Origin of the sequence: Burkholderia dolosa, assembly GCF_902499135.1 — a bacterium.
Lineage (GTDB): Bacteria > Pseudomonadota > Gammaproteobacteria > Burkholderiales > Burkholderiaceae > Burkholderia > Burkholderia dolosa.
In genome coordinates this window covers 1-24,893 of record NZ_CABVPR010000017.1, presented here as the reverse complement: position 1 = coordinate 24,893, position 24,893 = coordinate 1, and the positions used below count along the sequence as shown (strand labels likewise).

The 24,893-nt window shown below is 61.4% G+C and carries 20 protein-coding genes and 1 pseudogene; 16 read left to right on the top strand and 5 right to left on the bottom strand.

Going from position 1 to position 24,893, the window contains the following annotated elements; all coding sequences use genetic code 11:
- Positions 1 to 25: 25 nt before the first annotated feature.
- From BUB20358_RS10260 to tssK, 4 genes are all read right to left on the bottom strand, one after another.
- The gene (locus BUB20358_RS10260) at positions 26 to 511 is read right to left on the bottom strand and encodes an Hcp family type VI secretion system effector (protein ID WP_006765964.1); all 486 of its coding nucleotides are present in this window, start codon (positions 509 to 511) and stop codon (positions 26 to 28) included.
- A 96-nt stretch (positions 512 to 607) separates the two neighbouring features.
- Positions 608 to 2,389: an OmpA family protein gene (locus BUB20358_RS10255; RefSeq protein ID WP_035974153.1), complete on the bottom strand. Its 1,782-nt coding sequence runs from the start codon at positions 2,387 to 2,389 to the stop codon at positions 608 to 610.
- On the bottom strand, positions 2,386 to 3,117 hold the full coding sequence (locus BUB20358_RS10250) for a DotU family type IV/VI secretion system protein (RefSeq protein WP_006765962.1): 732 nt from the start codon (positions 3,115 to 3,117) through the stop codon (positions 2,386 to 2,388). Before BUB20358_RS10250 ends, BUB20358_RS10255 begins: the two co-directional genes overlap by 4 nt.
- Positions 3,114 to 4,466, bottom strand: a complete 1,353-nt coding sequence (gene tssK / locus BUB20358_RS10245) for a type VI secretion system baseplate subunit TssK (RefSeq protein ID WP_006765961.1) — start codon at positions 4,464 to 4,466, stop codon at positions 3,114 to 3,116. Before tssK ends, BUB20358_RS10250 begins: the two co-directional genes overlap by 4 nt.
- A 596-nt stretch (positions 4,467 to 5,062) precedes the next feature.
- Here tssK and tssB point away from each other — a divergent pair.
- The 15 genes from tssB to tssJ all read left to right on the top strand — a co-directional run bounded on the left by tssB (position 5,063) and on the right by tssJ (position 23,929).
- Positions 5,063 to 5,575 (top strand): type VI secretion system contractile sheath small subunit, encoded by a 513-nt coding sequence (gene tssB / locus BUB20358_RS10240; RefSeq protein WP_006765960.1) that lies wholly within the window; start codon positions 5,063 to 5,065, stop codon positions 5,573 to 5,575.
- 73 nt (positions 5,576 to 5,648) lie between these two features.
- Positions 5,649 to 7,181 carry a type VI secretion system contractile sheath large subunit gene (gene tssC, locus BUB20358_RS10235; protein WP_035974151.1) on the top strand — a complete coding sequence of 511 codons (1,533 nt, stop codon included), beginning with the start codon at positions 5,649 to 5,651 and terminating at the stop codon, positions 7,179 to 7,181.
- Positions 7,182 to 7,268: 87 nt separating this feature from the next.
- A complete protein-coding gene (locus tag BUB20358_RS10230) occupies positions 7,269 to 9,617 on the top strand; it encodes a type VI secretion system Vgr family protein (protein ID WP_035974150.1) in 2,349 nt (782 codons plus the stop codon).
- Positions 9,614 to 10,438: a DUF4123 domain-containing protein gene (locus tag BUB20358_RS10225; RefSeq protein WP_035974148.1), complete on the top strand. Its 825-nt coding sequence runs from the start codon at positions 9,614 to 9,616 to the stop codon at positions 10,436 to 10,438. Before BUB20358_RS10230 ends, BUB20358_RS10225 begins: the two co-directional genes overlap by 4 nt.
- The gene (locus BUB20358_RS10220; RefSeq protein WP_081293674.1) at positions 10,429 to 10,920 is read left to right on the top strand and encodes a DUF3304 domain-containing protein; all 492 of its coding nucleotides are present in this window, start codon (positions 10,429 to 10,431) and stop codon (positions 10,918 to 10,920) included. The genes BUB20358_RS10225 and BUB20358_RS10220 overlap by 10 nt, the downstream gene beginning before the upstream one ends.
- 164 nt (positions 10,921 to 11,084) lie before the next feature.
- The gene (locus BUB20358_RS10215; RefSeq protein WP_158380436.1) at positions 11,085 to 11,576 is read left to right on the top strand and encodes a DUF3304 domain-containing protein; all 492 of its coding nucleotides are present in this window, start codon (positions 11,085 to 11,087) and stop codon (positions 11,574 to 11,576) included.
- Positions 11,577 to 11,740: 164 nt separating this feature from the next.
- A complete protein-coding gene (locus tag BUB20358_RS10210; RefSeq protein WP_158380437.1) occupies positions 11,741 to 12,232 on the top strand; it encodes a DUF3304 domain-containing protein in 492 nt (163 codons plus the stop codon).
- A 14-nt stretch (positions 12,233 to 12,246) separates the two neighbouring features.
- A complete protein-coding gene (locus BUB20358_RS10200; RefSeq protein WP_081293671.1) occupies positions 12,247 to 13,860 on the top strand; it encodes a T6SS phospholipase effector Tle1-like catalytic domain-containing protein in 1,614 nt (537 codons plus the stop codon).
- Positions 13,861 to 13,901: 41 nt separating this feature from the next.
- Positions 13,902 to 14,153, top strand: a complete 252-nt coding sequence (locus tag BUB20358_RS10195) for a PAAR domain-containing protein (RefSeq protein ID WP_006765957.1) — start codon at positions 13,902 to 13,904, stop codon at positions 14,151 to 14,153.
- A 4-nt stretch (positions 14,154 to 14,157) separates the two neighbouring features.
- Positions 14,158 to 15,369: a KPHS_23130 family T6SS system protein gene (locus BUB20358_RS10190; RefSeq protein ID WP_494516081.1), complete on the top strand. Its 1,212-nt coding sequence runs from the start codon at positions 14,158 to 14,160 to the stop codon at positions 15,367 to 15,369.
- Complete coding sequence (locus tag BUB20358_RS10185; protein WP_035974140.1) at positions 15,366 to 18,887, top strand: ImcF-related family protein; 3,522 nt, start codon at positions 15,366 to 15,368, stop codon at positions 18,885 to 18,887. The genes BUB20358_RS10190 and BUB20358_RS10185 overlap by 4 nt, the downstream gene beginning before the upstream one ends.
- Positions 18,887 to 20,470, top strand: a complete 1,584-nt coding sequence (gene tssA, locus BUB20358_RS10180) for a type VI secretion system protein TssA (RefSeq protein ID WP_035974138.1) — start codon at positions 18,887 to 18,889, stop codon at positions 20,468 to 20,470. Before BUB20358_RS10185 ends, tssA begins: the two co-directional genes overlap by 1 nt.
- Positions 20,471 to 20,482: 12 nt before the next feature.
- Entirely contained in the window at positions 20,483 to 22,297 is a 1,815-nt protein-coding gene (gene tssF / locus BUB20358_RS10175; protein ID WP_006765955.1) for a type VI secretion system baseplate subunit TssF, read from the top strand.
- Entirely contained in the window at positions 22,294 to 23,385 is a 1,092-nt protein-coding gene (tssG, locus tag BUB20358_RS10170) for a type VI secretion system baseplate subunit TssG (protein WP_006765954.1), read from the top strand. The genes tssF and tssG overlap by 4 nt, the downstream gene beginning before the upstream one ends.
- 13 nt (positions 23,386 to 23,398) lie before the next feature.
- Positions 23,399 to 23,929, top strand: coding sequence for a type VI secretion system lipoprotein TssJ (gene tssJ, locus BUB20358_RS10165; protein WP_174484770.1), 531 nt, complete (start codon positions 23,399 to 23,401; stop codon positions 23,927 to 23,929).
- Between the two features lie 351 nt (positions 23,930 to 24,280).
- Here tssJ and BUB20358_RS10160 read toward each other — a convergent pair.
- A pseudogene (locus BUB20358_RS10160) lies at positions 24,281 to 24,717 on the bottom strand (helix-turn-helix domain-containing protein); the annotation flags it as partial.
- Between BUB20358_RS10160 and BUB20358_RS28060 the strand changes: the two are divergent.
- A partial coding sequence (locus BUB20358_RS28060) for a hypothetical protein (RefSeq protein ID WP_207771225.1) occupies positions 24,692 to 24,893 on the top strand: 202 nt, incomplete at its 3' end. The pseudogene BUB20358_RS10160 and the gene BUB20358_RS28060 sit on opposite strands and share 26 nt — an antisense overlap.

The following is a 24,893-nucleotide window of genomic DNA, read 5'->3' as shown; positions in this document are numbered from 1 at the left end:
GCGAGCCGGTCACATACTCGGCCGATCAGGAACGCTCGGTCCAGGTGTCCTTGTGGATGATGTTGCCGTCCTTGTACGACCAGGTGATCGTCTCGTAGCGCAGCTCAACGTTCTCGAGGTGGTTGTGCTTCTCGTAGTCCGGGTTCTTGATGTCGTGCATCACCGGGTTGACCGCCACGATCTTGACGTTGTCGAGCTTGGTGTTGAAGTACTCCTTCTCCTTGCCCGCGTCGTCGATCTTGTACCACTTGATCTCGACCGACTTGAGCGTCTGGCCGCTCGTCACCGCTTTGTACAGGTACGGCGTCGACGCATCCGTTTCTTTCGTCAGTGCGATCGGCTTGTGCACGCGCGTACCGGTCAGCTTGCCGGTATTGCCGTCGGTCGGGATATGCACGCTGTGATTGAATGCGACGAGCTCGACGCTGCCTTCACGGCCTTGCACCGTCACCGAACCCTTGATGTCGGCGCCGCCGTCGTCCTTGAGCCACATATAGGCCGGAATTGCCATTGAAACACTCCTTCTACTTACTGCCAAAATCGCCCGGAGCCAGCCCCCGAGCCTCAGAATCCCGAAGCGGGGTGCTCCGGGGGCTAAAAACGTCCTTCACTGCCCGCTGCGGCCAGCCGCCGTATCCGGAACCAGCGTGATCTCCACGCGTCGGTTCCTGGCGCGTCCGTCGGGGGCGTCGTTGCTCGCGATCGGCCGCGTATCGCCGTAGCCCTGGATCGCAAACTGCGTCGCCGGAATGCCGGACGCATCGATCAGCCAGTCGCGCACGGCTTGCGCACGCGCCCTTGACAACCTCAGGTTGCTGTCCGGATTGCCTGCATTGTCGGTATAGCCGGCGACGACAATGCGTTTGCCCGGGTGCGCGTTGATCATTTCGATGGCGCGCACCATCGCGCGGTTCGAGCCGGGCTTCAGTTGCGCCTTGCCGCTGTCGAACAACGACATGCTGTCGAGCGTGATCACCGCCGGCGGCGCGGGCGGCGGCACGTACGAGGCAATCGCGTCGTTCAGCGCCGGCATCAGGGCGGCGCCGCGGTACATGCCGAACGACAGGCGAAGTGGAACGCCGGTGCGGGCGTAGCGGTCGAGTTGGTCCCGATCGGCGACGAGCGCCTGAAGCGCGTCGCGCCTTGCTGCATCGTGCGCGGCAGGAATCATCGAATAGCGCCCAAGATCGGCACCGACACGGGCCAGCAGCGCCTCGTTATTCTTGCCCGACGCCCAGAACGCCATGGCGGCCGCGCACGCGAGGAACGCGAGCGCATGGGCGAACGCGGTCATGCGTGGCGACATCCAGTACCGACGTGGCATCGCTTCGATCAGTGGCTGCGGGAATGGCCAGGGCAGCGCGGAAGCCGCGGCGTCAGCGCGCATGACGCGGGTTTGCCTCTCGACGTCGCGTTGCCAGGGATTGCCGGGGCCACTGGCGGGGCCGCAGTCGATCCAGGCGGCACCGAATAACGTCCACGGCGTGGCAGGCTGCTGCGGGTCAGTGAGCGCGCCGATCACGACGCGTTGCGTCCATCCGACGATCGATGCAAGCGCCGCTGCACGGGCAGCGACCGCGCGCTCGCCTGCGACGTGCAGCACCTCATCTTCTGCGGCCCGGAGGACCGGCTCGAAACGGTCCGCGTCGACGAGGCGTGTCGCCGAAGACACGCCATACCAATGCGCTACGGCCGCGCCGTTCGTATCCAGGCCGTCCGATTGCGGGGCGGTCTGCGCGTGCAGACTGTCGCCGGAGATTAGCCGTTGATAGACGGCAACGTAGCCGGGCAGGCGAGTGCCGAGCGTGCGTGTCGCGTCGGCCACGGCCTGGCGCGCCAGGCGTAGCGCCTGCGTCAACACATCCGCGCCCGTATGCAAAGCCGGCGCAACGGACAGCACAACGCCGTCCGGCGCGCGACCGTCACGCCACTGCCGGACTGCGACAGCAAGCTGCGGCAGTTCTTGGGGACGATCGACGCGCAGCCAGATTGCACCGTCGCCGACGTGAGCGAAGCGTTCCTGGCCGTCGCGATTGAACAAGGCGGGCAGGCCGTCGCCCGTGACCAACACGAGCGGCATGCGCGTGCGCAGCCTGACGGGAATATTGGACGTCGCTGCACCCAACGCAGTCAAAACCAGCGCACTGTGTTCGCGCGCACGTACGAGCCGTCGCGTGTACCCGCCCAGCAGCGCGAGCACGACAATTCCGATGACCGCCGTGACCGTCCAGGCGAAACCGCTGCCGACCGGCAGCATGAGCCAAATCACCGCCAGCGCTAGCGCCGCGGCAAACATCGTCAGCACACGAAACGGATAGCCGAGCCCCTCGTGCCCATGATCCGGTGTCCGCACCGGCGCCGCGGACAGAACAGGCAGATCCGACTTCACGGCTGGCCGACCTTTGCCGGCACCAGGTGCGCGAGCTGAACATCGAGTGCAGCGGTCCACATCAACCATACGACCAACGCGATCGCGCAGGCAATGCCAGCAATCGCCCACGGCGAAAGCCGGAAAAACCAGTCGGACAGCCGTCGTCCCGCGCGATCGGCAATGAACGGCCGCTCCGCTGACGAGCGCAGCTTCTCCAACTGGGCATTCAGCGATGCGATCAGTGCAGTACGCTTCGCTTCCCCCTCGCGGGCATAGCGCCCGACGAAGCCCATGCCGAGGATCGCCGAGTAGCACTCGAGCAGTTCGACGCGCGGCGACGCTTCACGCATACGCGCGTCAAGCCGGTCGAATACGCGCTCGCCTGCGTCGTGCAGATTGAACCGCTCGACCTGCAGCGGCTTCAGTTCCCAGCCGGCCCGGCTTTCGGCCGGCAGATGGCGCAGCGCGGTTTCGTCGAACAGGCCGCACTGCGCGATCAGCGCTTCCTGCCGCACGTCGTCCGGATAACCGCGTTGCTCGAGCGCGTTCGAGAAATGCTCGATGAGCTTTCGGCAACGATCGCGGAACCCGGCCGCATCCTGAACGTGCCCTCCGGCGCTAAGCATAGTCACGAGCAAGGCCGTATCGCGCAGCAGATCGCGGATGCCTTCGCCAGATCGACGCGCTGTGCCAGACTGGCTCCCCATAAGGGCCGTCGCGTGACGGCCGGCATTCAGCGTGTTCATGAGCGCAGCACCGCGTAGAGTTCGAGCGCGGCATCGGGCACCGACGCCGGCAGATAGATCTGGCACGCACGCGCAGCCAGCATCTTGGCGTGCGCCGTGCTCGTCGAATCCAGTGCGAAGTACTGGTTGTCGAGGCGCACGGGAATCGCGGCGGGCACGCGCTGGACCGTCTTGAGCGGAATGCCGAGCAGCGCGGAATTGATGATGTGCTCGACATCGTCGGGCGCGCCAATCTTGCACAAACGTGGAAACTGCTCGACGAGCTCAAGCGCGGACGTCGGCGCGTTGACCGACAGATACCAGTCGGCCGCGTCGCCAACGATCCGTTCGTCGAGAAACTGACCGGTCCACGTCGTCGGCGTCTTTCGCGTGAGCCCGATCGACACGACGCGAGACGGAATGATCGCGTCGAGCAGGTCACGGATCATCGACTCGAGCTTGGCGAACACCTCGTCAGCACGCGCGTGATCGTACGCCGGGATATCGGTGAGTTGCGAGAGCGTCGAGAACGTCATCAGCGCGCTGGCGAGTTGGGCCAGCGTCACATACAGGTGTTCGGGCGATCGGTTCGGGTGCGACGCGTACAGCCGCAGTTGCGGCCACGCCGCATGAATGCAATGCAGCAGCCAGAACAGCTGAACGTCGGCGACTCCATATTCGGCAACCTGTTCGATGCGTTCGCTGCGGCGAGCGCCGAGGGCGAGGCTCTTGGCCTGCAGGATATCGGCGAGGCGATTGATTCGTTCGATGTGCAGCGTGTGGCTTGCGAGCGTCAGACACGGCGGCACGAACCGGTGGTCGACCTGGAATTGGCCGCTGGTCGAACGGGTGAGGCGTGCAACCGCGCATACCGTATCGTCTGCGTGGGACTCGAAGTCAAACAGCAGCCGCACTGCGTGGCGTTCGACCGCGATCTCCGATTCACCGGTGCCGTTCAGGTCCGTGACCTTCACGAATTCGCGATACGCGCGGCGGGGGCGCGCCAGCGTCACTTCATCGAAGCGGCAGTTGTTGCCATTCGCGTCCGGCAATGCAAGCGCTGCGAGCACGACCACGCTCTGAAGATCGGCAGGGACGCCTTGCGTCAGATCACGTGCCGGCGGGATGGTATCCGCCACTGTCGTATCGACCGGCGTGCCGTCCGGAAAACGCAGCTTCAGTCGCGTGAGCTTCAGGCGCCCGGTTGCCAGCGCCTCCTCATCGATCTCGACGCCCAAGGCGCCCCAAGGCTCGGCGAGCGCGGCGCCCGCGAGCTGCTGCATCGCGAACCCCGCCCATCGATCCTGTTGCTGGAAATGCTGCTGCGTGAGGATCAAGCCCTCATGCCAGAGCGGTTTGTCGATCCGCATAGGTGTGGTGTATGACTTGTTGTTGACTATCGTGAATGGACGATTCTATTGCTACGAACGTCGTCCGTATACGACTTTATTGTTTTGGTATGCAAAGCGTAATGAAATTGTAGTAGTTCATATGAGTTGCGTAGTCGGGAAGCAGGAATCTGATAGGGAGACATTTCATAATCTATTTTTTTGCCACTCACCGATAAAGAACAAAGCAAATGTCACCAATTGTCAAACTATCACTTAAGCCTTGATACGCAAGGAGATGCAGGCGATCGATCGAAGTCTGGTAAATCGATGAATAACATCGTCCACACCAAAGGTTGACGGAAAATCAATGGGACAATTCCTAAAATGAGTTTCGATAATTTTTGACATTGCGTCGTTTATTCGCGACAGCGAATACTCTTTGACGCAAGGCGGGTAAACCTGTTTAATACGCCGTGGCAATAACGTCGCATGAATGGAGGCCGCGCTATGAGGTGCCGTCAGTATTCCTTTACGAGTCGCGCATACGCATTCCCGCGGGCGCGGCTGAAGGGAGGCGCCGCAACGCAACGGGCGAGTTCTGCGGGTGTCTTGAACTTGAGTTGATTGGGAATCCTATGGACAGCTTTCAGCGCGAAATTCCGAAGAGTCGCGTTTCAATCACATTGGATCTGCATACGGGCGGCGCCCAGAAGAAGGTCGAGTTGCCGCTCAAGCTGCTCGTCGCGGGCGACTTCAGTGCGGGGCGCGAGCAGGCGCCGCTGGCTGAGCGCAAGAAGGTCAATATCGACAAGAACAACTTCGATGCCGTGCTTGCCGATTACGCACCGGATCTGACGATCGCGGCGGAGAATACGTTGGCCGGTGACGGCTCGGAACTGCCGGTGAACCTGTCGTTCCGCTCGATGAAGGACTTCGAACCGGAGCAGGTCGCACGCCAGATTCCGGAAATGCAGGCGTTGCTGGCGATGCGCAATCTGTTGCGCGACCTCAAATCGAACCTGCTTGACAACGGCACGTTCCGCCGCGAATTCGAGAAGATCCTTAAGGATAAACGTCTGTCTGACAAGCTGCGCAGCGAACTCGCGCAAGTCGCGACGGCCGCCACGCAGCCGGAAGGTCATGCCTGATCGCGGATGGCTCAAGTCGGCCTTCACCGCATTCCGCAACCAGGTGCCCATACGAACGCAGACAGGACCACACATGAAACAGAACGAAGCCCATCAGGGCGCGACCGAGACCGTCGTGCTTGAGAATGACAGCGTATACGCGTCGCTGTGCAGCAAGATCAACCTTAATACCATCGCCGAGGCGCGTCCGCTCGAGGCGTTCCGCGACAACGATACTTTGTCCGAGGCGTCGGCCGACGAACGTGTCGCCCGTGGCATGGACGCGCTGCTGAATCTCATCGCGAAGGAAAGCAAGCCGGTCGACCGGCTCGACAAATCGCTGCTGGACTTCTACATCGGCCAACTCGACCGGCAGATCAGCCGTCAACTCGACGCCGTCATGCACACGCCGGAATTCCAGGCGCTCGAAGGGCGTTGGCGCGGCCTCAAGATGCTCGTGTCGCGTACCGACTTCCGCCGGAACGCGAAAATCGAAGTGCTCGACGTGTCGAAGGATGCGCTGCAGCGCGACTTCGAGGACGCGCCGGAACTGGTCCAGAGTGGTCTGTATCGACTCACGTACATCGAAGAGTACGACACGCCGGGTGGTCAGCCGATCAGCGCAATGATCAGCGACTTCGAGTTCACGAACTCGCCGATGGATGTCGCGCTACTGCGCAATATCTCGAAGGTGGCTGCCGCCGCTCACATGCCGTTCATCGGTTCGGTGGGGGCCGCGTTCTTCGGCAAGAAGTCGATGGAAGAAGTGGCCGCGATCCAGGACATCGGCAACTACTTCGATCGCGCCGAGTACATCAAGTGGAAGAGCTTCCGCGACACCGACGATGCGCGCTATGTCGGGCTGACCATGCCGCGCGTGCTGGGGCGCCTGCCGTACGGCAAGGATACGACGCCGGTTCGCGCGTTCAACTATGAAGAGGCGGTCAAGGGCCCGGATCACGACAAGTATCTGTGGGTCAACGCGTCGTTCGCGTTCGCGGCCAACATGGCGCGCAGCTTCGTGAACAACGGCTGGTGTGTGCAGATCCGAGGCCCGCAGGCCGGCGGCAAGGTGGAAGACCTGCCGTTACACCTGTACGACCTCGGTACCGGCGTGCAGCCGAAGATCCCGACCGAAGTGCTGATTCCGGAGACGCGCGAGTTCGAATTCGCCAATCTCGGCTTCATCCCGCTGTCGTTCTACAAGAACCACGACTTCGCGTGCTTCTTCTCAGCCAACTCGACGCAAAAGCCCGCGCTGTACGAGACCAGGGAAGCGACGGCCAATAGCCGTATCAATGCGCGCCTGCCGTACATCTTCCTGCTCTCGCGCATCGCGCATTACCTGAAGCTGATCCAGCGCGAGAACATCGGCACGACCAAGGACCGGCGTCTGCTCGAACTCGAGTTGAACAACTGGATCAAGGGGCTCGTCACCGAGATGAAGGATCCTGGCGACGAGCTGCAGGCGTCGCACCCGCTGCGTGAGGCGAAGGTGACGGTCGAGGATATCGAGGACAACCCGGGCTTCTTCCGCATCAAGCTCTTCATCATCCCGCACTTCCAGGTCGAAGGCATGGACATCGGTCTGTCGCTGGTGTCGCAGATGCCCAAGGCGAAGAGCTGATTTTTTCTCACGTATGTGCCTGTCGCCGGAGCCGTGACGGCTTCGGCGTCGCTGCTTTTATCGTTGCTCGCTCAACGGAGTTGCCGTATGTCGTCGATCCTGCCTACCCAGGCTTACGAATTGAAGCTGGCGCCGCATCCGGCGCCAACCTCGGTTCTGAAATTCGCAGGCAGGGATGCCGTGAGCGAGCTGTACCGGTACGACATCGAGTTCTCCAGCCCCGTGGCCGGCATTCCGATGGAGCAGGTGGTCGGCCGTCCCGCGAAATTCATCATTGCCCCGGTGGATCCGAATATGGACTATCTGCGCAAGATGTTCGGTGAGAACGCGGAACAGTTCAGCAAGATGCCGGCTGCGTACACGATCCACGGCGTGATCACGGAGTTCGACGAGTATGCAACGTCGGCCGATCAGACGCACTATCGGGTGCGGCTCGAGCCGAAGCTCGCCGACCTGAATCGGGCCGTCACGAGCCGGCTATTCCAGAAGCAGTCGGTCGAGGAAATGGTCACCGACACGCTGCGCCACTACGGCTATCGGGCCGGCGTCGACTTCGAATTCAAGCTGCGTCGCCAGTACAAGCGGCACGAGTACGTTACGCAATATCACGAGACAACGTTTGCATTCGTCCAGCGCATCTGTGCGCAGGAAGGCATCTGGTTTCGCTGGGAGCAGAAAAAGGACCGCGCGGTCATGGTGTTCGGCGACGATCTCGACGCCTATGCGCGCAAGCAGCGTACGGTGCTGTACCGGCGTGATTCGGGGCTTGAGAGTTCCGGCATGGACGCCATCAAGACGCTCGAGAAGCGGACCCGGCGCGTGCCGGAGGCGGTGCGGCTGCATGACTACAACCATCGCGAGGCCGGCGTGTCGCTGCTCGTCGAGGAAAATGTCGCGCGCGACGACAAGACGACGAACGGGATCGATTATCGCTGGGGCGAGCACTATCAGACGCCCGAAGAGGGCAAGGGCGTGGCGCGGCTGCGTCACGAGGAACATCTGGCGCAGCAGATCACCTTCAAAGGGACGGGCAATCCATTCTGGCTCGAGGCGGGCGAGGTGATACGTGTCGACCCGAATCCGGCCGATGTGAAGCACGGGATATTTGTTACCTCGGTCGAGTCGAGCGGTGCCCGCGGCGACTCGTACTGGGTCACCTTCGAGGGAATACCTTCGGACCGGGTGTGGCGTACACCGATGGCGTCGATCGAGCGACCATCCATCGACGGCATCCTGCCGGCCCGGATCACGTCACCGGGCAATTACAAATACGCGTACCTGAGCGAACAGGGCTGGTATGTGATCAAGCTGCCGTTCGACCTCGATGAGTGGAGCCCTGGGGGCACTAGCCGGCCGGTGCGGTTCGCGAAGCCGTACAGCGGGGACAACTACGGGCACCACTTCCCGCTGATCGACGGGGCCGAGGTGGCGATCGTCTTTACGGACGGTCATCCGGACAGGCCGGTGATTATTGGCGCGATGCACGACAGCTTGCATCCGGATCTCGTCAACAACCTGAACCACACCCGCAACATCGTTCGCACAGCCGCGCAGAACGAACTGCGGATGGAGGATAAGGAGAACGTCGAGCACATCCACCTGACGACGCCGTTCCAGACCAGCGAGCTCAATCTGGGGCACATGGTCGATGAGAACCGCAAGGAGCGTGGTGAGGGCGCTGAACTGCGCACCGATGGTCACGCCACAGTGCGCGCGGCAAAGGGCGTGTTTGTGTCTGCCGATGCACAGGAGGGCGGGCAGGGCAAACAGCTAGAAATGCGGTCGGCGCACGAATTGCTCGAGCGCGCGTTGGAACAGATGCAGGCGCTATCTGACGCCGCCAAGGCAGCGAACGCTATCGCAGCGGACTACGAGCAGCAAAAGGCGCTGTTCGAAGGAACGCTAAAGGAACTCCGACAAGCTGGCGTTCTCATAAGTGCGCCCGCCGGCATGGGGGTGGTCTCTGGCGGTCATCTGCAGGTAAGCGCGCGGCGAAATCTCATCGCGACTGCGGGCGGTAACGCCGATGTCGGTGTTCTGAAGCGACTCACGGTAGCCGCCGGTGAAGCGATCTCGATATTAGCAGAGCGTCTCGGCCTCAAGATATTCGCGGCCAAGGGCAAGGTCGAGATTCAGGCGCAAAGCGACGCGATGGAACTGGCAGCTCTGAAGGATATTTCGATCACCAGTACCAACGGGCGGCTGATTCTTTCGGCGGAAAAAGAAGTTTGGATCGGTGCAGGTGGTTCGTATATCAGAATCGATGGAAGCCGCATCGAGAATGGGACGATGGGTGCAATTCTTGAGAGATGTGCGTCATGGGACAAGCCGGGCCCCGCGTCTATGCAACCGATACTGCCGCTGTTGCCTAAATCCATCTGTATCCCATGTCTGCTCGCTGAGTTTTCCCAGGGCGCACTGCTCGGCACAAAATGAACACGCCAACCTTTGAACTGCAGACGGAATCCCTCATCGAGACGATTCGCGAATTCCAGGTATCCAATCCGGGCGTACAAACTAGCGCGCTGGTGTATGGCGTTGCCTACCCGGAGCTCTATCGCGAGTTACGACAATGGCTCGGCCAAGACGTTAGCAGCCAACGGCTTTCTTTGATATTCGACGCTTCCTCCGAGGACCATTGCAATCAATACGGTCCATACGTTGTCCGCATTTCAGCAACGACAGCCCAACCGTCGAGCCTGCTAACGAGGCTTGCGCAGTGTTGCGTTGACGATTATCGAGCCGTCTCGTTCCTGTTCTCGCAGCTTGCGTTTGATGACATCGTTGCCGGGCTTAGAGAGCGGCTGGACGTGATTTGCGATGACCGAAGCGAATGGCAGATGAAATTCTTTGATACGCGCTCGCTTTCGGTACTCGACCGTGCTTTGTCCTCGGAGCAGCACGAGCAGTACTTCGGTCTTGCGAAGGAATGGTGGCATATCGACCGGTACGGAGCGTTGAACAAAATCCGCTGCACTGATACGGCAGTAGACCAATATCGCGGACCGCTTCAGTTAAACGAGGCACAGACGGCTGCGTTCGTCGAAGCGTGTCTTCCGGACTCGATCCTGCACGTCCTTCAATTGACGGATGACGATCTCGTCGCAGCCTTCGATGCACGGACACGCTATCGGATCTGCGAAGAGTCTATCGCCAACGCGCCTGACGATGAACGAAATAGTGCGGTGTTGCTTGCTGACCGTGTGAGATCGGACCTGCTTAATGCGCTCGACCCAGAGGAGAAAGCATGTCGTTGACGAAAATGATCCGATGGATTGCGATCGTTGTGATTGGCCTGCTTGCAATCATGGGGTTATCTGGCTGCGAGCAAGAGCCCTACATGCTCGGGATCGTTGGATACAACTATACGGACCGCGCCGTGGCGGACTTTGCCGTTAATGGCCAGGGAGGAAGTAACCTCGAATTAAGTACGCCGACTGCAGGTGGCGGAAAGATGTCATGTTGCGTTGTGATGAGTCGCAGCACTAAAACACCATTTTGGGTCGACGTGAAATACCAGATGGACGCGCTCGAGTCCTATCCGCCGAGAAAGGTAATCGAGCCTTCTGGGCCGTACAAGGAGGTGCGAGTCGAAGTGAAAGGTCCCATTCCTCCTGATCCGAGCTATCTCGAAGTTCACTTCTACCCTGACGGGCACATCGAGGCAGCTATCTCTGGCTCAGACGGCCCGTCGCCACCGCGACTCAAGCTCGAACGACGTCTTCCTTTCGTACGATAGAGAGAACCAAAGGCTATGTTGGATAACGCTCAAATTCCCGCGTCGGCGGGTCTGAGGCCATTGACGGCCATCGAACGTCAGCAGCGTGCTGCGTCAATGGTATGCCTGGATACAACGAAACGGTCTGGCACACCAGACTGCTGGCAATTTCATGTGGATTCACCATGCCGTTGAAGAAAATAATCCGATGGACACCCATCGCTGTGATCGGCTTGCTTGTAATCATGGGATTGTCCGGTTGCAAGCAAGAGCCCTACATGCTCGGTATCGTGGGGTACAACTACACCGATCGTGCTGTTGCGAACTTCGGTGTGAACGGACAAGGCGGAGGAAACATTGAATTGAGCACTCCAACGGCTGGAGGGGGAGGGACTTCATGCTGCGTTGTGATGAGTCGCAGCACCAAAACACCATTTTGGGTCGACGTGAAGTACAAGATGAGCGCGCTCGAGTCCTATCCGCCGAGAAAGGTAATCGAGCCTTCTGGGCCGTACAAGGAGGCGCGAGTCGAAGTGAAAGGTCCCATTCCTCCTGATCCGAGCTATCTCGAAGTTCACTTCTACCCTGACGGACACATCGAGGCGGCTATCTCTGGCTCAGACGGCCCGTCGCCACCGCGACTCAAGCTCGAGCGACGTCTTCCTTTCGTACGATAGAGAGAACCAAAGGTTATGTTGGATAACACTCAAATTCCCGCGTCGGCGGGTCTGAGGCCATTGACGGCGATCGAACGTCAGCAGCGTGCTGCGTCAATGGCATGCCTGGATACAACGAAGCGGCCCGGTACACCGGACTGCTCGCAATTTCATGTGGATTCATCATGCCGTTGAAGAAAATGATCCGATGGACACCCATCGCTGTGATCGGTCTGCTTGCAATCATGGGGTTGTCCGGTTGCAAGCAAGAGCCTTATATGCTCGGGATAGTGGGGTACAACTATACGGATCGCGCCGTGGCGGACTTTGCCGTTAATGGCCAGGGAGGAAGTAACCTCGAATTAAGTACGCCGACTGCAGGTGGCGGAAAGATGTCATGTTGCGTTGTGATGAGTCGCAGCACCAAAACACCATTTTGGGTCGACGTGAAGTACAAGATGAGCGCGCTCGAGTCCTATCCGCCGAGAAAGGTAATCGAGCCTTCTGGACCGTACAAGGAAGCGCGAGTCGAAGTGAAAGGTCCCATTCCTCCTGATCCGAGCTATCTCGAAGTTCACTTCTACCCTGACGGGCACATCGAGGCGGCTATCTCTGGCTCAGACGGCCCGTCGCCACCGAGACTCAAGCTCGAGCGACGTCTTCCTTTCGTACGATAGAGAGAACCAAAGCTATGTTGGATAACACTCAAATTCCTGCGTCGGCGGGCCTGAGGCCATTGACCGCCATCGAACGCCAGCAGCGTGCTGCGTCAATGGCATGCCTGGATACAACGAAGCGGCCCGGTACACCGGACTGCTCGCAGTCTCTCTGGATTTCGCTCTTCTTTGACGGAACAGGCAATAATCGCTTCAACGACACCCATAAGTTGAAACATAGTAACGTTGCGCGGTTATTCTTCGCTCATGGACTCGATGACGAAAGCGCCGGAAGATTCGCCGTATATATCAATGGCCTGGGCACGCCATTCCCAGAAATCGGAGAAATGACAGCAAGTCCGTTGGGGCTAGGGTTTGGCGCCGGTGGGGAAAAACGCCTGCAGTGGGCACGAAAGCAGTTCGACGAGCGGATTGCAAAAGCCAAGGCACGTGCGACGAACCCAAAGCAGCCGATTCGCATGATCAACGTGGCACTGTTCGGCTTCTCCCGAGGGGCTGCGTCGGCCCGCGCTTTTGCTGTCCGGCTTGCCAAAGAATGCAAGCAGGAAGGAGGGGGCTGGCGCTATCAGGGCTATCCGATCCGACTGTATTTCATGGGATTGTTCGACACCGTTGCATCAGCCGGATTGCCGGCCGGCGCACAATCACTGGATCGCAGCCCGATTCTGAAATTCACCCTCAATGTGTTTTCGCCGGTTTTAGGCGCAGGGCTGATGATCGCGCCGAAGGATGGTCACTACTATTGGGCGAAGAACCTGAAGATACCTGCCATGGTCGAGCAATGTATTCATTACGTGGCTGCGCACGAGGTTCGCGATTCGTTTCCGCTCGATTCCGTGCGAGACGGAAAGCACTATCCGCCGAATTGCATCGAGGTCGTTTATCCGGGCGTCCATTCGGACGTCGGCGGCGGCTACGCGCCCGGAGAGCAAACAAGAACGCTGCAAGATGATGAAAAGCTGAGCCAGATCCCGCTCTTGCATATGTATCGAGCAGCGCGCGTGGCCGGCGTTCCGCTGCGTGCGCTCGAAACCATGGACGTCGACACACAGGCATCATTCAAGTTGTCTCCAAAAACTGTCGCATTGTTCGATCAGTATCAGAAGCGAACACGCGCCAATGGTGCGCTTGAAAAGGCAGTATCAGATCACCTTTATCCGCTCTATCTCGCACGTAGCTACCTTTCTAAGCTGACTAATGACGAAGCGGCCCGCGCGCGTCTTCCAAAAGCGAAGCAGGTGCTTGCACAGACAGGCAACGGCGATCTTGTTAAGACTCAGGATAAAGAACTCAGTCTCATCACGGCGGGCGGTCTCGCAGTCAACGCTGCGACTGGAGAAGCTGAGACCCGGAAACTGGATGGCAAGGCCTTGACTTTGCGCGAGGCGACGTTGGCACGCGCCTATGAAGATGTCTCGCTGATCACCGGTGCAAGCAGTGAAGCCAAAGCCCTCCTCGATTTTTTCGACTACCTCGTTCACGACTCAGTAGCTGGCTTCGGCGCAGATTTTTCGAAACTTCAGAACTGGCGAATGATGTACTTCGGCGACGTTTCGTACGTCCCAGCCAACGACTGGAGTGTCGCTGAGGCGACGGTTCCATCGAATGACGCAGGCGCCACGGTCTGATGGTCGGGGCGGGTGGCCACGCCATCACTGGGGATAAAGAAATGATGGATCCAGTTCGTATAGGAGACGCGACCGATCACGGTGGCGTGGTAATCAGCGCATCCAAGACCATGCGTTTCGAAGGTCGATTTGTCGCACGCAAAGGTGATGAGGTGACATGCCCTTTGCATGGCGACGTCAAACCCAATCTGATCGTCGATGGCGATGACACGATGACCGACGACGGCGTCCCCATCGCACGCCACGGCTTTCGTGCTATGTGCGGCTGTCGCTTGATCTCGAGCTTGCGGTGAGCGAATGCCTGTGACGCTTCCTCCGGCTGAATCGTCGGAACCTCGTCCGTCCCCGCCACGGTTAGTTCTCTGGCTGACATTGCTGATAGTGGTTATGGTTGGCGGAGTCGTTTACACCGTAGTGACATGGCCCAGAGGTGTCCCGACCGGAATCCCGCGGTTCTGGATACAGTCGTTCGCGATCCCGTTCCTTACTTGGGCCCTCGGTTACGGTCTTCGCTGTTTCTATTACGAGCAGGAATGTGACCGTATCGATGCTGAAAACGAAGTGTTGCGCGCCGACCGTGAAAGGGCCTTGCAATTTGCTTGTGATCCGCTCGCCGTAGTCGGAAGTGCCTATTTGACTGGAGCGGGAACCAGCGACGTAGCTGCCATTCTTGTCAATAACACGGGCGCCGGTGAAGCCGACGCCAACGACTTTTCCTCCCTACCGTTGAGCGGTGACGATGAAGATCCGCTGCGCTACCGAGCTTGCTTCCAGCAACTGATTCGCGCTATCGCGAATCGCGTACGGGTGGTCCCCGGCGATGTGCCCTTTGCCGTGAAATTGCAGTTGCCCGAAGATGCCAATAAAGAAGCTGTAGTCAATTCCTGGTTAGCGTGCTGGCATGCAGAAGGCTTGCGACGAACGACAACCGGGGTGGTCAACGCTAGAACAGGCGTCATGCTGCTGGATGAATGGCTTGACGTACGAGGCGGCCCGACGCTAGAGAAATTCCTCCTACTTGTTGCAGTACAGCTTCGTCATACGCCTGAGCAAAACGGTGCCGAGACTGCAGTTGCGCTGTTGTTTTCGTGGGCGCCGCTGGCCAGCCGTTGCCGCATCAATCCGATCGCGGTGCTAAATCGACCGGTGGAAGCTCAGCCGGATGGCAATAGTGCACTCGCCACGGCATTGCAATGGGGAGGGACAACGGGTGACAAGGTTCATCATCTTTGGGAGGCTGGGCTAGGGCCTGCCGACAAGGCAGCAATTGTCAGATACATGTCTGATCTGAGGAGTGGCGTGTCTCAAACTGACAATCTCTCGGGTATCCATGATATCGATGCCATCCTCGGACATTCTGGAAACGCTGCGGGATGGCTTGCTATTGCGCTGGGGATTGAATATGCGGCCAACAACAACGGCCCGCAGTTGATTGCGTGGCGAGAACACCAGCTTCGCTTTGCGGTAGTGCAACCGCCGAGTCAAACATCGACAGACACTACAGTATGAAGCTATACAAATATGGATACTGGATTCTCGTTGGGGCGCTAACGGCGATTGCCGCCCTATACGTTTGGTTCAATGGTTCGGATATCGATCCTTCTCCACAACGCAGGCTGATTTTTGTTTGCCTGATCGGTTTGATTCTGTTATTGGCTCGAGGGGCACTGTCAGCTGCGTGGCGGGTTGTGGCACGCCACTCACGAAATCGTAGCGCGGACCGATATGAGCGCGACCGGCTTGCGCGAATTGATGCGACCGAGGCCATGCGCAATGAACTCCCGGTGATCCGCCACGACCGGATCCGAGCGGCGCTAAAGGAGCGACATGGTTGGCGTTGGCGCTACCGTGATCGATGGGTGCTCATTGCCGGTGACGAACCTTTGGTGAAACGTCTAGCGCCGGGACTCGTGGAAACGGGGTATCTGCTCACGAGCGGCACGGTGCTGCTGTACGCGCGGCAAACGCGCGATGCGCTCGAGACTAAATGGCTCGATCAGATCCGTCGCCTGCGCCGCGGTCGCCCGGTCGATGCCATCGTGGCGATAACCCGGAACCGCAGTTCCGCCGCAGCGCCATTCGATGCCGACCAGCTCGGCCAGCGTCTGGCCCGTATCGCCCGCGCGCTGCGCTGGGCCGCACCCGCGTATCTTGTGAACGTCACCGACTTCGGTAGCGAAACGTCAAGCCCCGACGAGGCCATCGGCTTTACATGGTCTAACGCGCGCGTAACTGCGGATGAGATTGACGCGTTGCTGCAAGACCTTGGCTACAACCTCGCGGATGCCGGTGTCGTGCGGTTGACGAAAGATCCAGGTGACCGCTATCCGGCCGAGTTGTCGCAACACATTTCGAACCTGCGTGGTGCGCTATCGGGTCTGGTGCTGCAAACCACCCAGTCGAATAACTGGCGGCATGCAGTCCACGGGCTATTGTTCGCACCACTGTTCAAGGAACGGGAGTTGGCTCCGGCGGCGCCCGTCGACGCAAACGACGACGAGCCAGCGATCGGCCCGCAACATCGAATCATCTGGCAGACCGTCATCGAGCATAGTCGCAAGATTCACGGACGCCGTGTCGGCTTCTCGCTGTCAACGACCGCAGCATGGGTCACGACAGGCCTGATTGGTTGCTGGATCGGCGGCACGATGCTGTCGGGCTTCGTCAATCGCGCGACGATCCAGAACGTGGCCGATACCGTCGCGAACCTGTCTGCCGTGCAAGACGGCACACAAGCCTTGCAAGCCCTCAACGGCCTCGACAAACAGATCGACACGCTAGAAGTGCATCAGCGCGAGGGGGCTCCGTGGCAGACACGCTTCGGCCTGAACCGCGATGGCGCGCTGCTCGAGGCGCTGTGGCCGGGTTACGCCAATGCGGCAAGCCACATCCTCGTTGCGCCGATTCGTCAGAAGCTCGAAGAACGGCTGCGTCAGCTCGCTGCCTTGTCAGACGCAGAAATTGCCAGCGGTGGCAACGCGCAGGTGCAAGCTGCTTACGACACGCTCAAGGCTTACCTCATGCTCGCAAAGCCCGAACGCGCGGTCGCCGCCTTCCTGACACCGCAGCTAGTCGCGACGGCGGCGCCCGAGCGTCCCGCGAACTCGCCCCTGTCCTCCGGCACCTGGGACGACCTGCGGCAGCACACGATTGCTTTCTTCGCAGACCACCTGGGCCGGGGCAGGGTGCCCGCCATGTCGCCGGATCTCGGCCTTGTCGCCTCGGCACGCCAGACGGTGATCAGCGTGCGCGGCATCCAGAACTCGACGGACGCGGTCTACCAGCAGATCCTCGACGACGCGAAGGCCAAGTATCCGCCCGTATCGCTCGCGACGCTGCTCGGCGACACGACCAGCCGCGGCCTCTTCAACACCGCGGCGACCGTGCCCGGCGTGTTCACCCGTGCTGCATGGGACGAGCGCATCGCGAAGGCGATCGACGACGCAAGCGAGCAGCACAATGTGGTGGGCGACTGGGTGCTCTCTGACGTGAAGGCGACACAGGCTGCACCGTCAACGCTCAAGGCCCAGCTTCGCCAGCGCTACTTCGACGATTACGCGCGTGCGTGGGCGCTGTTCCTCAACAGCCTTCGCTGGCAGCCGGCGCCGACGTTGTCCGCGACGGCCGACCAGCTCACGCTGCTGGGCGATCCGCAGCGCTCGCCGCTCGTCGCACTGATGAACGCGATCGTCTATCAGGCCGGCGCGGGCGCGAACGCGCAGTCGCTTGCCGACAACCTGATCAGCAAGGCGCAGCAGCTCGTTGGCGGCAGCGAGAAGGATCCGTCGAAGCAGACCCAACCGCAGCTTGCGCCGCTTGCTACCGCTTTCGGTCCGATCCTGCGCCTGACGGGCAGTGATCTGGTGTCCGGTGCGCCAGCGAACAGCAAGGCCGCCGCGCAGCTCGCCTCGACCGGTGATCTGAGCCTCGCGCGATACCTCGAGCGGGTCACGGCCATGCGCCTCAAGGCATCGCAGATCGTCTCCGCCGCAGATCCGGATGCGATGGCGCGCCTCGCTGCGCAGTCGGTCCTGCAGGGCAAGACGTCCGACATGGCCGAGAGCCGCGACTACGCGAGCCGCCTCGCGGCAAGCCTGGGAGAGCAGTGGTCCGGGTTCGGTGAGTTGTTCCGGGCGCCGTTCGATCAAACCTGGCAGGTCGTCGTGCAGCCGGCCGCATCGAGCCTGAACGAGATCTGGCGCACCGCGATCGTGGCCGACTGGAACAGGACATTCGGCGGTCGCTATCCGTTCGCAGATTCGGACAACGATGCGTCGCTGCCTGAAATGGCGCGCTTCATGCGGCCGGACAACGGCGTGATTACACAGTTTGTCACGACGCAGCTCGCCGGCGTGGTCGAACGGCAGGGCGACCGCTGGGTGGCAGCGGAGGGCGCCAATCATGGCGCGTTGACGATCGATCCCGCGTTCCTTACCAGCCTGAACAGGCTCACGCGCATCTCGACGGTCCTGTTTCCATCCGGTGATGCGCACGTGCGTTTCGACCTGCAGGCTGTGCCGACCCCTGGGGTTACCGACATGAAATTCGTGCTGTCCGGGCGTGAGCTGCACTACTTCAACCAGAAGCTGGAATGGATGCCATTCGAGTGGCCCGGTCAGACGCTGGAGAATCTGTCGCACATCGAATGGCAGACCGAGCAGGGCGGCCTGCGCACCGCACTCGATTCGCAGGGCCGGTTCGGTCTGATCCGGTTGCTGGAGCGTGCGAAGGTGTCGCAGCAGGACAGCGCGCGCTATCTGCTGACGTGGACGCCCGATACGAGCCGGGGCATTCCGCTCAAGGTGCAACTGCGCAGCGAAGCCGGTGCGGGGCCGCTGGACGTGCTGGAACTGCGTCACTTCACGCTGCCGCAGCGGGTTTTCGTGACCGGTGCCACGAATGCGGCGCCGAAGCGCTCGGCCACGAATTTGCCACCCCAGCCGCCGCCGTTGCCGCCTTCGGCGATCGCGGCGGCGAAACATGCCGCGATGCCGCTACCACGCGGCACATTGTCGGAGGTCGAGTAATGCTGGGCGGACTGTTCAAGAGCCTCTTTCCGGCCCGCGATGACGCCGAGCAGCTCGCGCGCTCGCGGCTTGACGCGTGGAGTGCCTGGCTTCAGCTACTGCCCGGCGACGCCGGCGTCGGCCGCGATCCCGGCTACGAGGATACGTTTTTTGAGCTGCGCGAAGAAACCCAAAAGCTCTCCGGTATCGACGACGGACTGATCATCCGTTCCTGCGAGCAGTTGATCAGGGAGACCGGCAAGGATCTGCGTCTGGCTGGCTACTACGCGTTCGCGCGGTTGCGGCAGGATGGTCCCGCGGGGTTTGCGGACGGATTAGAGCTGGCGGCCGCGCTCGTCGACCGGTTCGGGGAAGCCGTGCTGCCCGCGCGCGCCGAGGCGAAGAAGGGCGCACTCGAGATGCTGGCCACCGCCCGCATGATCGAGTTGCTGGAAAGCCGCGGCGAGTTCGCGCCGATCGATCTCGAACGCGCACTGGCCGCACTCGACGTGCTCGTCGCACATACCGGAGCGTGGCCGGAAGCCGCGCGCCCGAACCTGCAACGGCTCGTCTCGCGGTTCGAGCGCAAGAATGAACCTGCACGCCGCGTGGACCAGGACGCTGGAATGCCCGCAGCGCCTTCGACAGCGACTGCCGCCTCTGGTGCGATCGCGTCGACGCGGGATCTGGTCGAACAGGCGCGCACGATGGCGGTGTGGCTGCGCGACCAGGAGAACGGCTACCTGCCGTCGGTACGACTCGTGCGCAGCGTGCGCTGGGACACGCTGCACGAAGTGCCGCCAGCAGACGCGGCTTTCTGCACGCGCCTGGCGCCGCCGCGCAGCGAGCTGCGGCAGCAGATGAAGCGGCTCGTGCTGCAGAAGCAGTGGCACGAACTGCTCGAACGTATCGAAGGCGCATTCATGGAGGGGGTCAATCACCTGTGGTTCGACCTTCAGTACTTCCAGCACGTCGCGCTCGACCACGTCGGTACACCCTACAGCACGTGGCGCGAGCTGCTGCGCGCGGATTTCGCGCTGTTCCTCGAACGGTTGCCCGGCATCGAGCGACTCGCGTTCAACGACGGCACGCCGTTCGCTGACGATGCGACGCTCGAGTGGATCGCGCGGCACGCGGTCGTACGCGATCTGGAAGCAGGCGAATCGGTGGTGCCGTTGCCGGTGTCGGCCGGCAGCGAGGACGGCGCGGGCGGCGATTGGCCGGAGATCGAAGCCCAGGCGCGGGAGCTGGCCGGTCGCGAAGGTATCGAGGCCGCCTTCGGCTGGCTCGAAGCGCTGCCCGGACTGAAGACCGACCGTCATCGCTATCTGCAGCGGCTCGTGATGGCTCGCCTGGCCGATCATGCGGGCCGCGCCGACACGGCACTGGCACTGCTGGCCGAGCTCGACACCCGCGCGCGCTCGTTGCCGCTCACTAGCTGGGAGCCGGCGCTCGTCTTCGAGGTCAGGCAGCAGCTGGTCCGGGCGCTGAAGGCGACGAGCAACCGCAAGGATGCCGACAAGCCGGCACTCGCTCGCCGCATCGGCGAGCTCCAGGCGGAACTGACCGTGCTCGATCCCGCACGCGCGCTGACTCTTTCATAAGCAGACACATTGATGGAAAACGACGACCCGATTCTGCGCTACTACGAAGCCGAGATGCGCTACCTGCGCGAATCCGGCAAGGAATTCGCGAAGGCACATCCCGACCGTGCGCGCTTGCTCAACCTCGATCGCGTGGGTGACCGCGATCCGTATGTCGAGCGGCTGTTTGAAGGCTTTGCGTTCCTCACGGGACGCCTGCAGCAGAAGCTCGACGGCGAGTTGCCGGAGCTGACCGAAGGGCTGGTGAGCCTGCTGTGGCCGCACTACCTGCGAATGATTCCGTCGCTGTCGGTCGTTGAGCTGATTCCGCATACGGAAAAGCTCCAGAAAACCGAAGTGGTGCCCGCCGGCGTGCCCGTGCGGTCCGCACCGATCGCCGTGCCGCCGGTGGCAGGTTCCGAAGGCTCGACGCCGCATACCGTACAGTGCCTGTACCGGACCACGCAGCCGGTGACGCTACAGCCGGTCACCATCACGCACGCCGGCCCGACGATGCGCCACGACGGCCGCTCGGTAATCCGGCTCGGCTTCGCGCTCGGCGGTTCCGCGCGGCGCAACGAAACGGATCTGTCGCGGCTGCGCCTGCACCTGAGTGCGGATCTGCCAACGGCGTTCGCGATGCATCTAGCGCTCACGCGGCAGGTCGATTCGATCGCGTGGCGCATCCCGGAAGCGCGCGACGGCGAAGCCGTGCCGCTTGCCGACGTGACGCTCGAACCCGCGGGATTCTCGACGGAAGAGCGGTTGTGGCCGAAGGCCGACGCCGCGTTCTCCGGCTACCAGCTGCTGCTCGAGTACTTCACGTTCCGCGAGAAGTTTCTCTTTGTCGACCTGTGCGGGCTCGACATCACGAAGTTGCCGGAGAACTCGACCCGCTTCGAACTTGAGATCGTGCTGAAGCACACGTATCCGTCGGACCAGCGGTTCACCGCGGAGAACGTGCGACTCTTCTGCACGCCGGTCATCAACCTGTTCGAGCTCGACGCCGAACCGATCGAGATCGATCACCACGAGACGGAATATCGGGTGGTGCCGGCCGGTCACCAGGGCGAGCACGTCGAAACGTATTCGGTCGATGCGATCGAGGCGTTCGATCACGAGACCGCCGAACGATACGAGTACGTGCCGTTCGCCACGTTCCGGCATCGCGGCGGGATGCTGCGCCATGAAGCGCCGGAGCGGTATTTCCACGCCCGTGTGCGCCCCGGCGTATCGGGCCTGCACGAGACGTGGGTCATTCTCGGCGGCCATGCGTGGGAAACCATGGATACGCTGCCGGAGGAAAGCCTGTCGCTGCGCGTTACGGGGACGAACGGGATGCTGCCGCGCAAGGGCTTGCGTGAAGCCAGCATCGCCGAGCTTGCGGCGAGCACACCGAACGTCGTGGGCGTGAAGAACCTCGTCGCGCCGACGCTGCCGCTCTATCCGCCAACGGACGACCGCTTTCAGTGGCGTGTGCTGTCGCACCTCGCGCCGAACTTCCTGTCGTTGATGGACGCCGAAGTGCTGCGCGGTGCGCTCGGGCTATACGACTGGACCAACGACGAACTGAACCGCCGGCGGCTCGCCGGCATCCTGTGGGTTTCGCAGGAGCTGCTCGAGGAAGTGTCGGGTGGCTCGGTTGAACGAGGCGTGCTCATCGAGGTGACGCTCGATTCCCATGCGTTCGCCGGTGACGGCGACGTGATGCTGTTCGGCGAACTGCTCCATCGCTTCTTTGCTCAGTATGCGGAAATCAACCTGTTCACGAAGCTGTCGATCGTGAGCTTACCGTCGCAGACGCGTACGAACTGGCCGCGCAGCAAGGCGCAACGGGCTCCGCTATGAAGTTGCACGACCTGCCGAATCTGGACCCGCTCGTCGCGTCGCTGCTGGCCCGCGCGCCGAAGCTGAACTTCATGCAGCTGTGCCGGCTGCTGGAGCTGCGGGCACCGGCGCAGCCTGCATTCGGCACGCGCGATACGGCCGAGTACGAACCGGTTCGCTTCCGGCCGCGGCCGCGCGTGGGTTTTCCGGCCGGCGAAATCGCTTCGGTCGAATTCGACGACGAGCGGCCGGATGCGCCACCGACCGTCCGCACGACGTTCATGGGCCTGTATGGCGTCGATGCGGCCATGCCGCCGCACATGATCGACGAGATCGTGCTTCGCGAGGAAGGGCACGAGGTCGTCGAAACGTTTCTCGACCAGTTCAACCACCGTATCGTCACGCTGCTATACCGCGCGTGGAAGAAGTACCGCTATCCGGAAAGCTTCCGTGCGGGCGGCACCGATGCGCATTCGCGCAATCTGCTGTGCCTGGCCGGTTTTGGCTGGGGGGACAAGCCGAAGCGTGCCGGCTTGCCGGACTCGCGCATGCTCGCGCTGCTCGGACTGCTGATTCAGCGCACCCGCACGTCGGAAGGTATTGCAGGCGTCATCGCGCTGGCCGTGCCGCGCGTTGGCGTGCGCGTCGATGAATTCTTTCCTGCCATCACGCGTGCTGGGCAGCCGCGGCCGCTGACGTCCGTGGGCACCGCAGCGTTGGACGATGGCGTGCGCCGGGGTCTGGGCGGCGGCTATGTGCTCGGCCGCAGGCTTGCCTACCGCAGTCGCGCAGTGCGCGTGACAGTGCGGCCGGCAGATGCGCAGCAGGCTCACGATCTTCTACCTGGAGCATGGTTGCATCGTGAGCTGATGGCGTTCGTTCAGTTGTATGTCGGCACGAAAGCGGACGTCCACCTGCGCATGGAGATTTCTTCGCGGCTTGCGCCCAAACCGGCGATCGGGCCGGCGTTAGCGGGTCCGGCGCCACGCCTCGGCTGGACGACCGTTCTGCCCGCCGACGAAGAACGCTTCATCAACGTTGCTCTCGGCGTCTACGAAGCGTTTCCCACGCCGAAGCCGAACCCGCATCTCACTCCACGCCATGTCTGACCAAGGAATACCGATGTCATTTCGTTTTGCGATATCCACCGTTGCGTCCGTGTTGCTGCTTTCGGCTTGCGGTGCGTGGCAGTCCGTCTCGGATGCGTCGTCCAGCGCGTATCACGCTGTTTTTTTCAAGCAGGTGAAAGTGCTCAACGTCGATCTGTCTGCCCGCGAAGCATTGAACCCCGATGATGCCGGCCGCCCGACGTCGGTCGCGGTGCGCGTGTATCAGCTCAAGGACCGCAAGATGTTCGATGGAGCCTCGTACGACGACCTGCTGAAAAACGACCGGACCGTGCTTGCGCAGGATCTGCTGGCGAGCATCGGTTCCGTGCTGAACCCCGGGGCGTCTGCGAGTCTCACGCAACCGATGCAGGCCGGCACGAAGTACGTGGCGATCGTCGCGTTCTATCGTAACCCCGGCAGCGGCGATGGCTGGAAATACGTGATCGAGAAGAAAAAACTGGATGCCGACAAGCCGTTGAAGCTCGAACTGGTCGACCAGTTGCTTATTGCTTCGGGTGGAACTCCGCAGAACTCGTCACGATGACGCGCCAGGCAATACATCGGCGGCCGAGCAGAATCCGCCCATACGCGAAAGCCGCTCAGAACCAGCAAGGCCGACTGCTTCATGTGTCGCGGCGGTTGGCATCGGCACTCGCCTTCATTCCCCATCCGATGACGAAGACCCTGCGCGAATTGCTGGTGGAACTCGAGCAACTCGATCGCGAGATTGAGCAAATCGACCTCAAAACGATCGCGTCACGCGAGCAGGCCGATGCGCGAGGCGAGGGCACATCTGTTTGCGCCCAGTTGCCCCGTCCTGGTTCACGAGCCCGTGATCCAGTTCGATGCCGCGGAGTCGTCGGCCAACGCCGGTCGTCGAGAATTCGCAGACGCTCAGTTCACCCCGGCACGCCCGGCGCGCCCGCGGCTGGTAAACCTTCGGCGGACGCTGCCGGCGCGGAATCCACAAACCTGCGTCTGTCATCAGCTTCCTGACGGTCTCCTTGGCCAGCCGAATGCCGTGACATTCCCAGAGCTTCTCGCAGGCCAGCGTCGGCCCAAAATCGGCGTAGCGCTCTCGAATAATGGTCAAGGCGCGTAACGCGAGCCCGTCGTCGAGCTTGCGGTTGCCTGGCCGGCCACGACGGCCCGAAGCGACGCCGCCAGGCCGTGCTCGCGATACCGAATGACCAGCCGTTCTACCTGGCGCACGCTCAGGCCCAGCCGGTCGGCTGCCTGGCCGGGCTTGAGCCGACACTCGGCTACCGCCTCAATGACCTTCAGCCGATCCACTTCACGCATCGTCATGGTGATCGTCCCAGTCGCGTTCATCGTCGGCGCTCCCAAGGGTGCAGACGATCAACCTACAGGCCAAAACACGACATTTTTATTTAGCGGAAACGCGACATCTGAACTTGGGACCTACATCACTGTCAAAGCCATTCTCAAATGCCCGCTTTCTGGCTATTTAGAAATGTCCGGTTTTACGGTTGGTTTGGCTGCCTGCT

What these genes read in the sequence shown, in the direction of transcription:
- BUB20358_RS10260 (WP_006765964.1), bottom strand. Translation starts at nt 511, where the DNA reads ATGGCAATTCCGGCCTATATGTGGCTCAAGGACGACGGCGGCGCCGAC.
- BUB20358_RS10250 (WP_006765962.1), bottom strand. Translation starts at nt 3,117, where the DNA reads ATGAACACGCTGAATGCCGGCCGTCACGCGACGGCCCTTATGGGGAGC.
- tssK (WP_006765961.1), bottom strand. Translation starts at nt 4,466, where the DNA reads ATGCGGATCGACAAACCGCTCTGGCATGAGGGCTTGATCCTCACGCAG.
- tssB (WP_006765960.1), top strand. Translation starts at nt 5,063, where the DNA reads ATGGACAGCTTTCAGCGCGAAATTCCGAAGAGTCGCGTTTCAATCACA.
- tssC (WP_035974151.1), top strand. Translation starts at nt 5,649, where the DNA reads ATGAAACAGAACGAAGCCCATCAGGGCGCGACCGAGACCGTCGTGCTT.
- BUB20358_RS10230 (WP_035974150.1), top strand. Translation starts at nt 7,269, where the DNA reads ATGTCGTCGATCCTGCCTACCCAGGCTTACGAATTGAAGCTGGCGCCG.
- BUB20358_RS10225 (WP_035974148.1), top strand. Translation starts at nt 9,614, where the DNA reads ATGAACACGCCAACCTTTGAACTGCAGACGGAATCCCTCATCGAGACG.
- BUB20358_RS10220 (WP_081293674.1), top strand. Translation starts at nt 10,429, where the DNA reads ATGTCGTTGACGAAAATGATCCGATGGATTGCGATCGTTGTGATTGGC.
- BUB20358_RS10215 (WP_158380436.1), top strand. Translation starts at nt 11,085, where the DNA reads ATGCCGTTGAAGAAAATAATCCGATGGACACCCATCGCTGTGATCGGC.
- BUB20358_RS10210 (WP_158380437.1), top strand. Translation starts at nt 11,741, where the DNA reads ATGCCGTTGAAGAAAATGATCCGATGGACACCCATCGCTGTGATCGGT.
- BUB20358_RS10200 (WP_081293671.1), top strand. Translation starts at nt 12,247, where the DNA reads ATGTTGGATAACACTCAAATTCCTGCGTCGGCGGGCCTGAGGCCATTG.
- BUB20358_RS10195 (WP_006765957.1), top strand. Translation starts at nt 13,902, where the DNA reads ATGATGGATCCAGTTCGTATAGGAGACGCGACCGATCACGGTGGCGTG.
- BUB20358_RS10190 (WP_494516081.1), top strand. Translation starts at nt 14,158, where the DNA reads ATGCCTGTGACGCTTCCTCCGGCTGAATCGTCGGAACCTCGTCCGTCC.
- BUB20358_RS10185 (WP_035974140.1), top strand. Translation starts at nt 15,366, where the DNA reads ATGAAGCTATACAAATATGGATACTGGATTCTCGTTGGGGCGCTAACG.
- tssA (WP_035974138.1), top strand. Translation starts at nt 18,887, where the DNA reads ATGCTGGGCGGACTGTTCAAGAGCCTCTTTCCGGCCCGCGATGACGCC.
- tssF (WP_006765955.1), top strand. Translation starts at nt 20,483, where the DNA reads ATGGAAAACGACGACCCGATTCTGCGCTACTACGAAGCCGAGATGCGC.
- tssG (WP_006765954.1), top strand. Translation starts at nt 22,294, where the DNA reads ATGAAGTTGCACGACCTGCCGAATCTGGACCCGCTCGTCGCGTCGCTG.
- tssJ (WP_174484770.1), top strand. Translation starts at nt 23,399, where the DNA reads ATGTCATTTCGTTTTGCGATATCCACCGTTGCGTCCGTGTTGCTGCTT.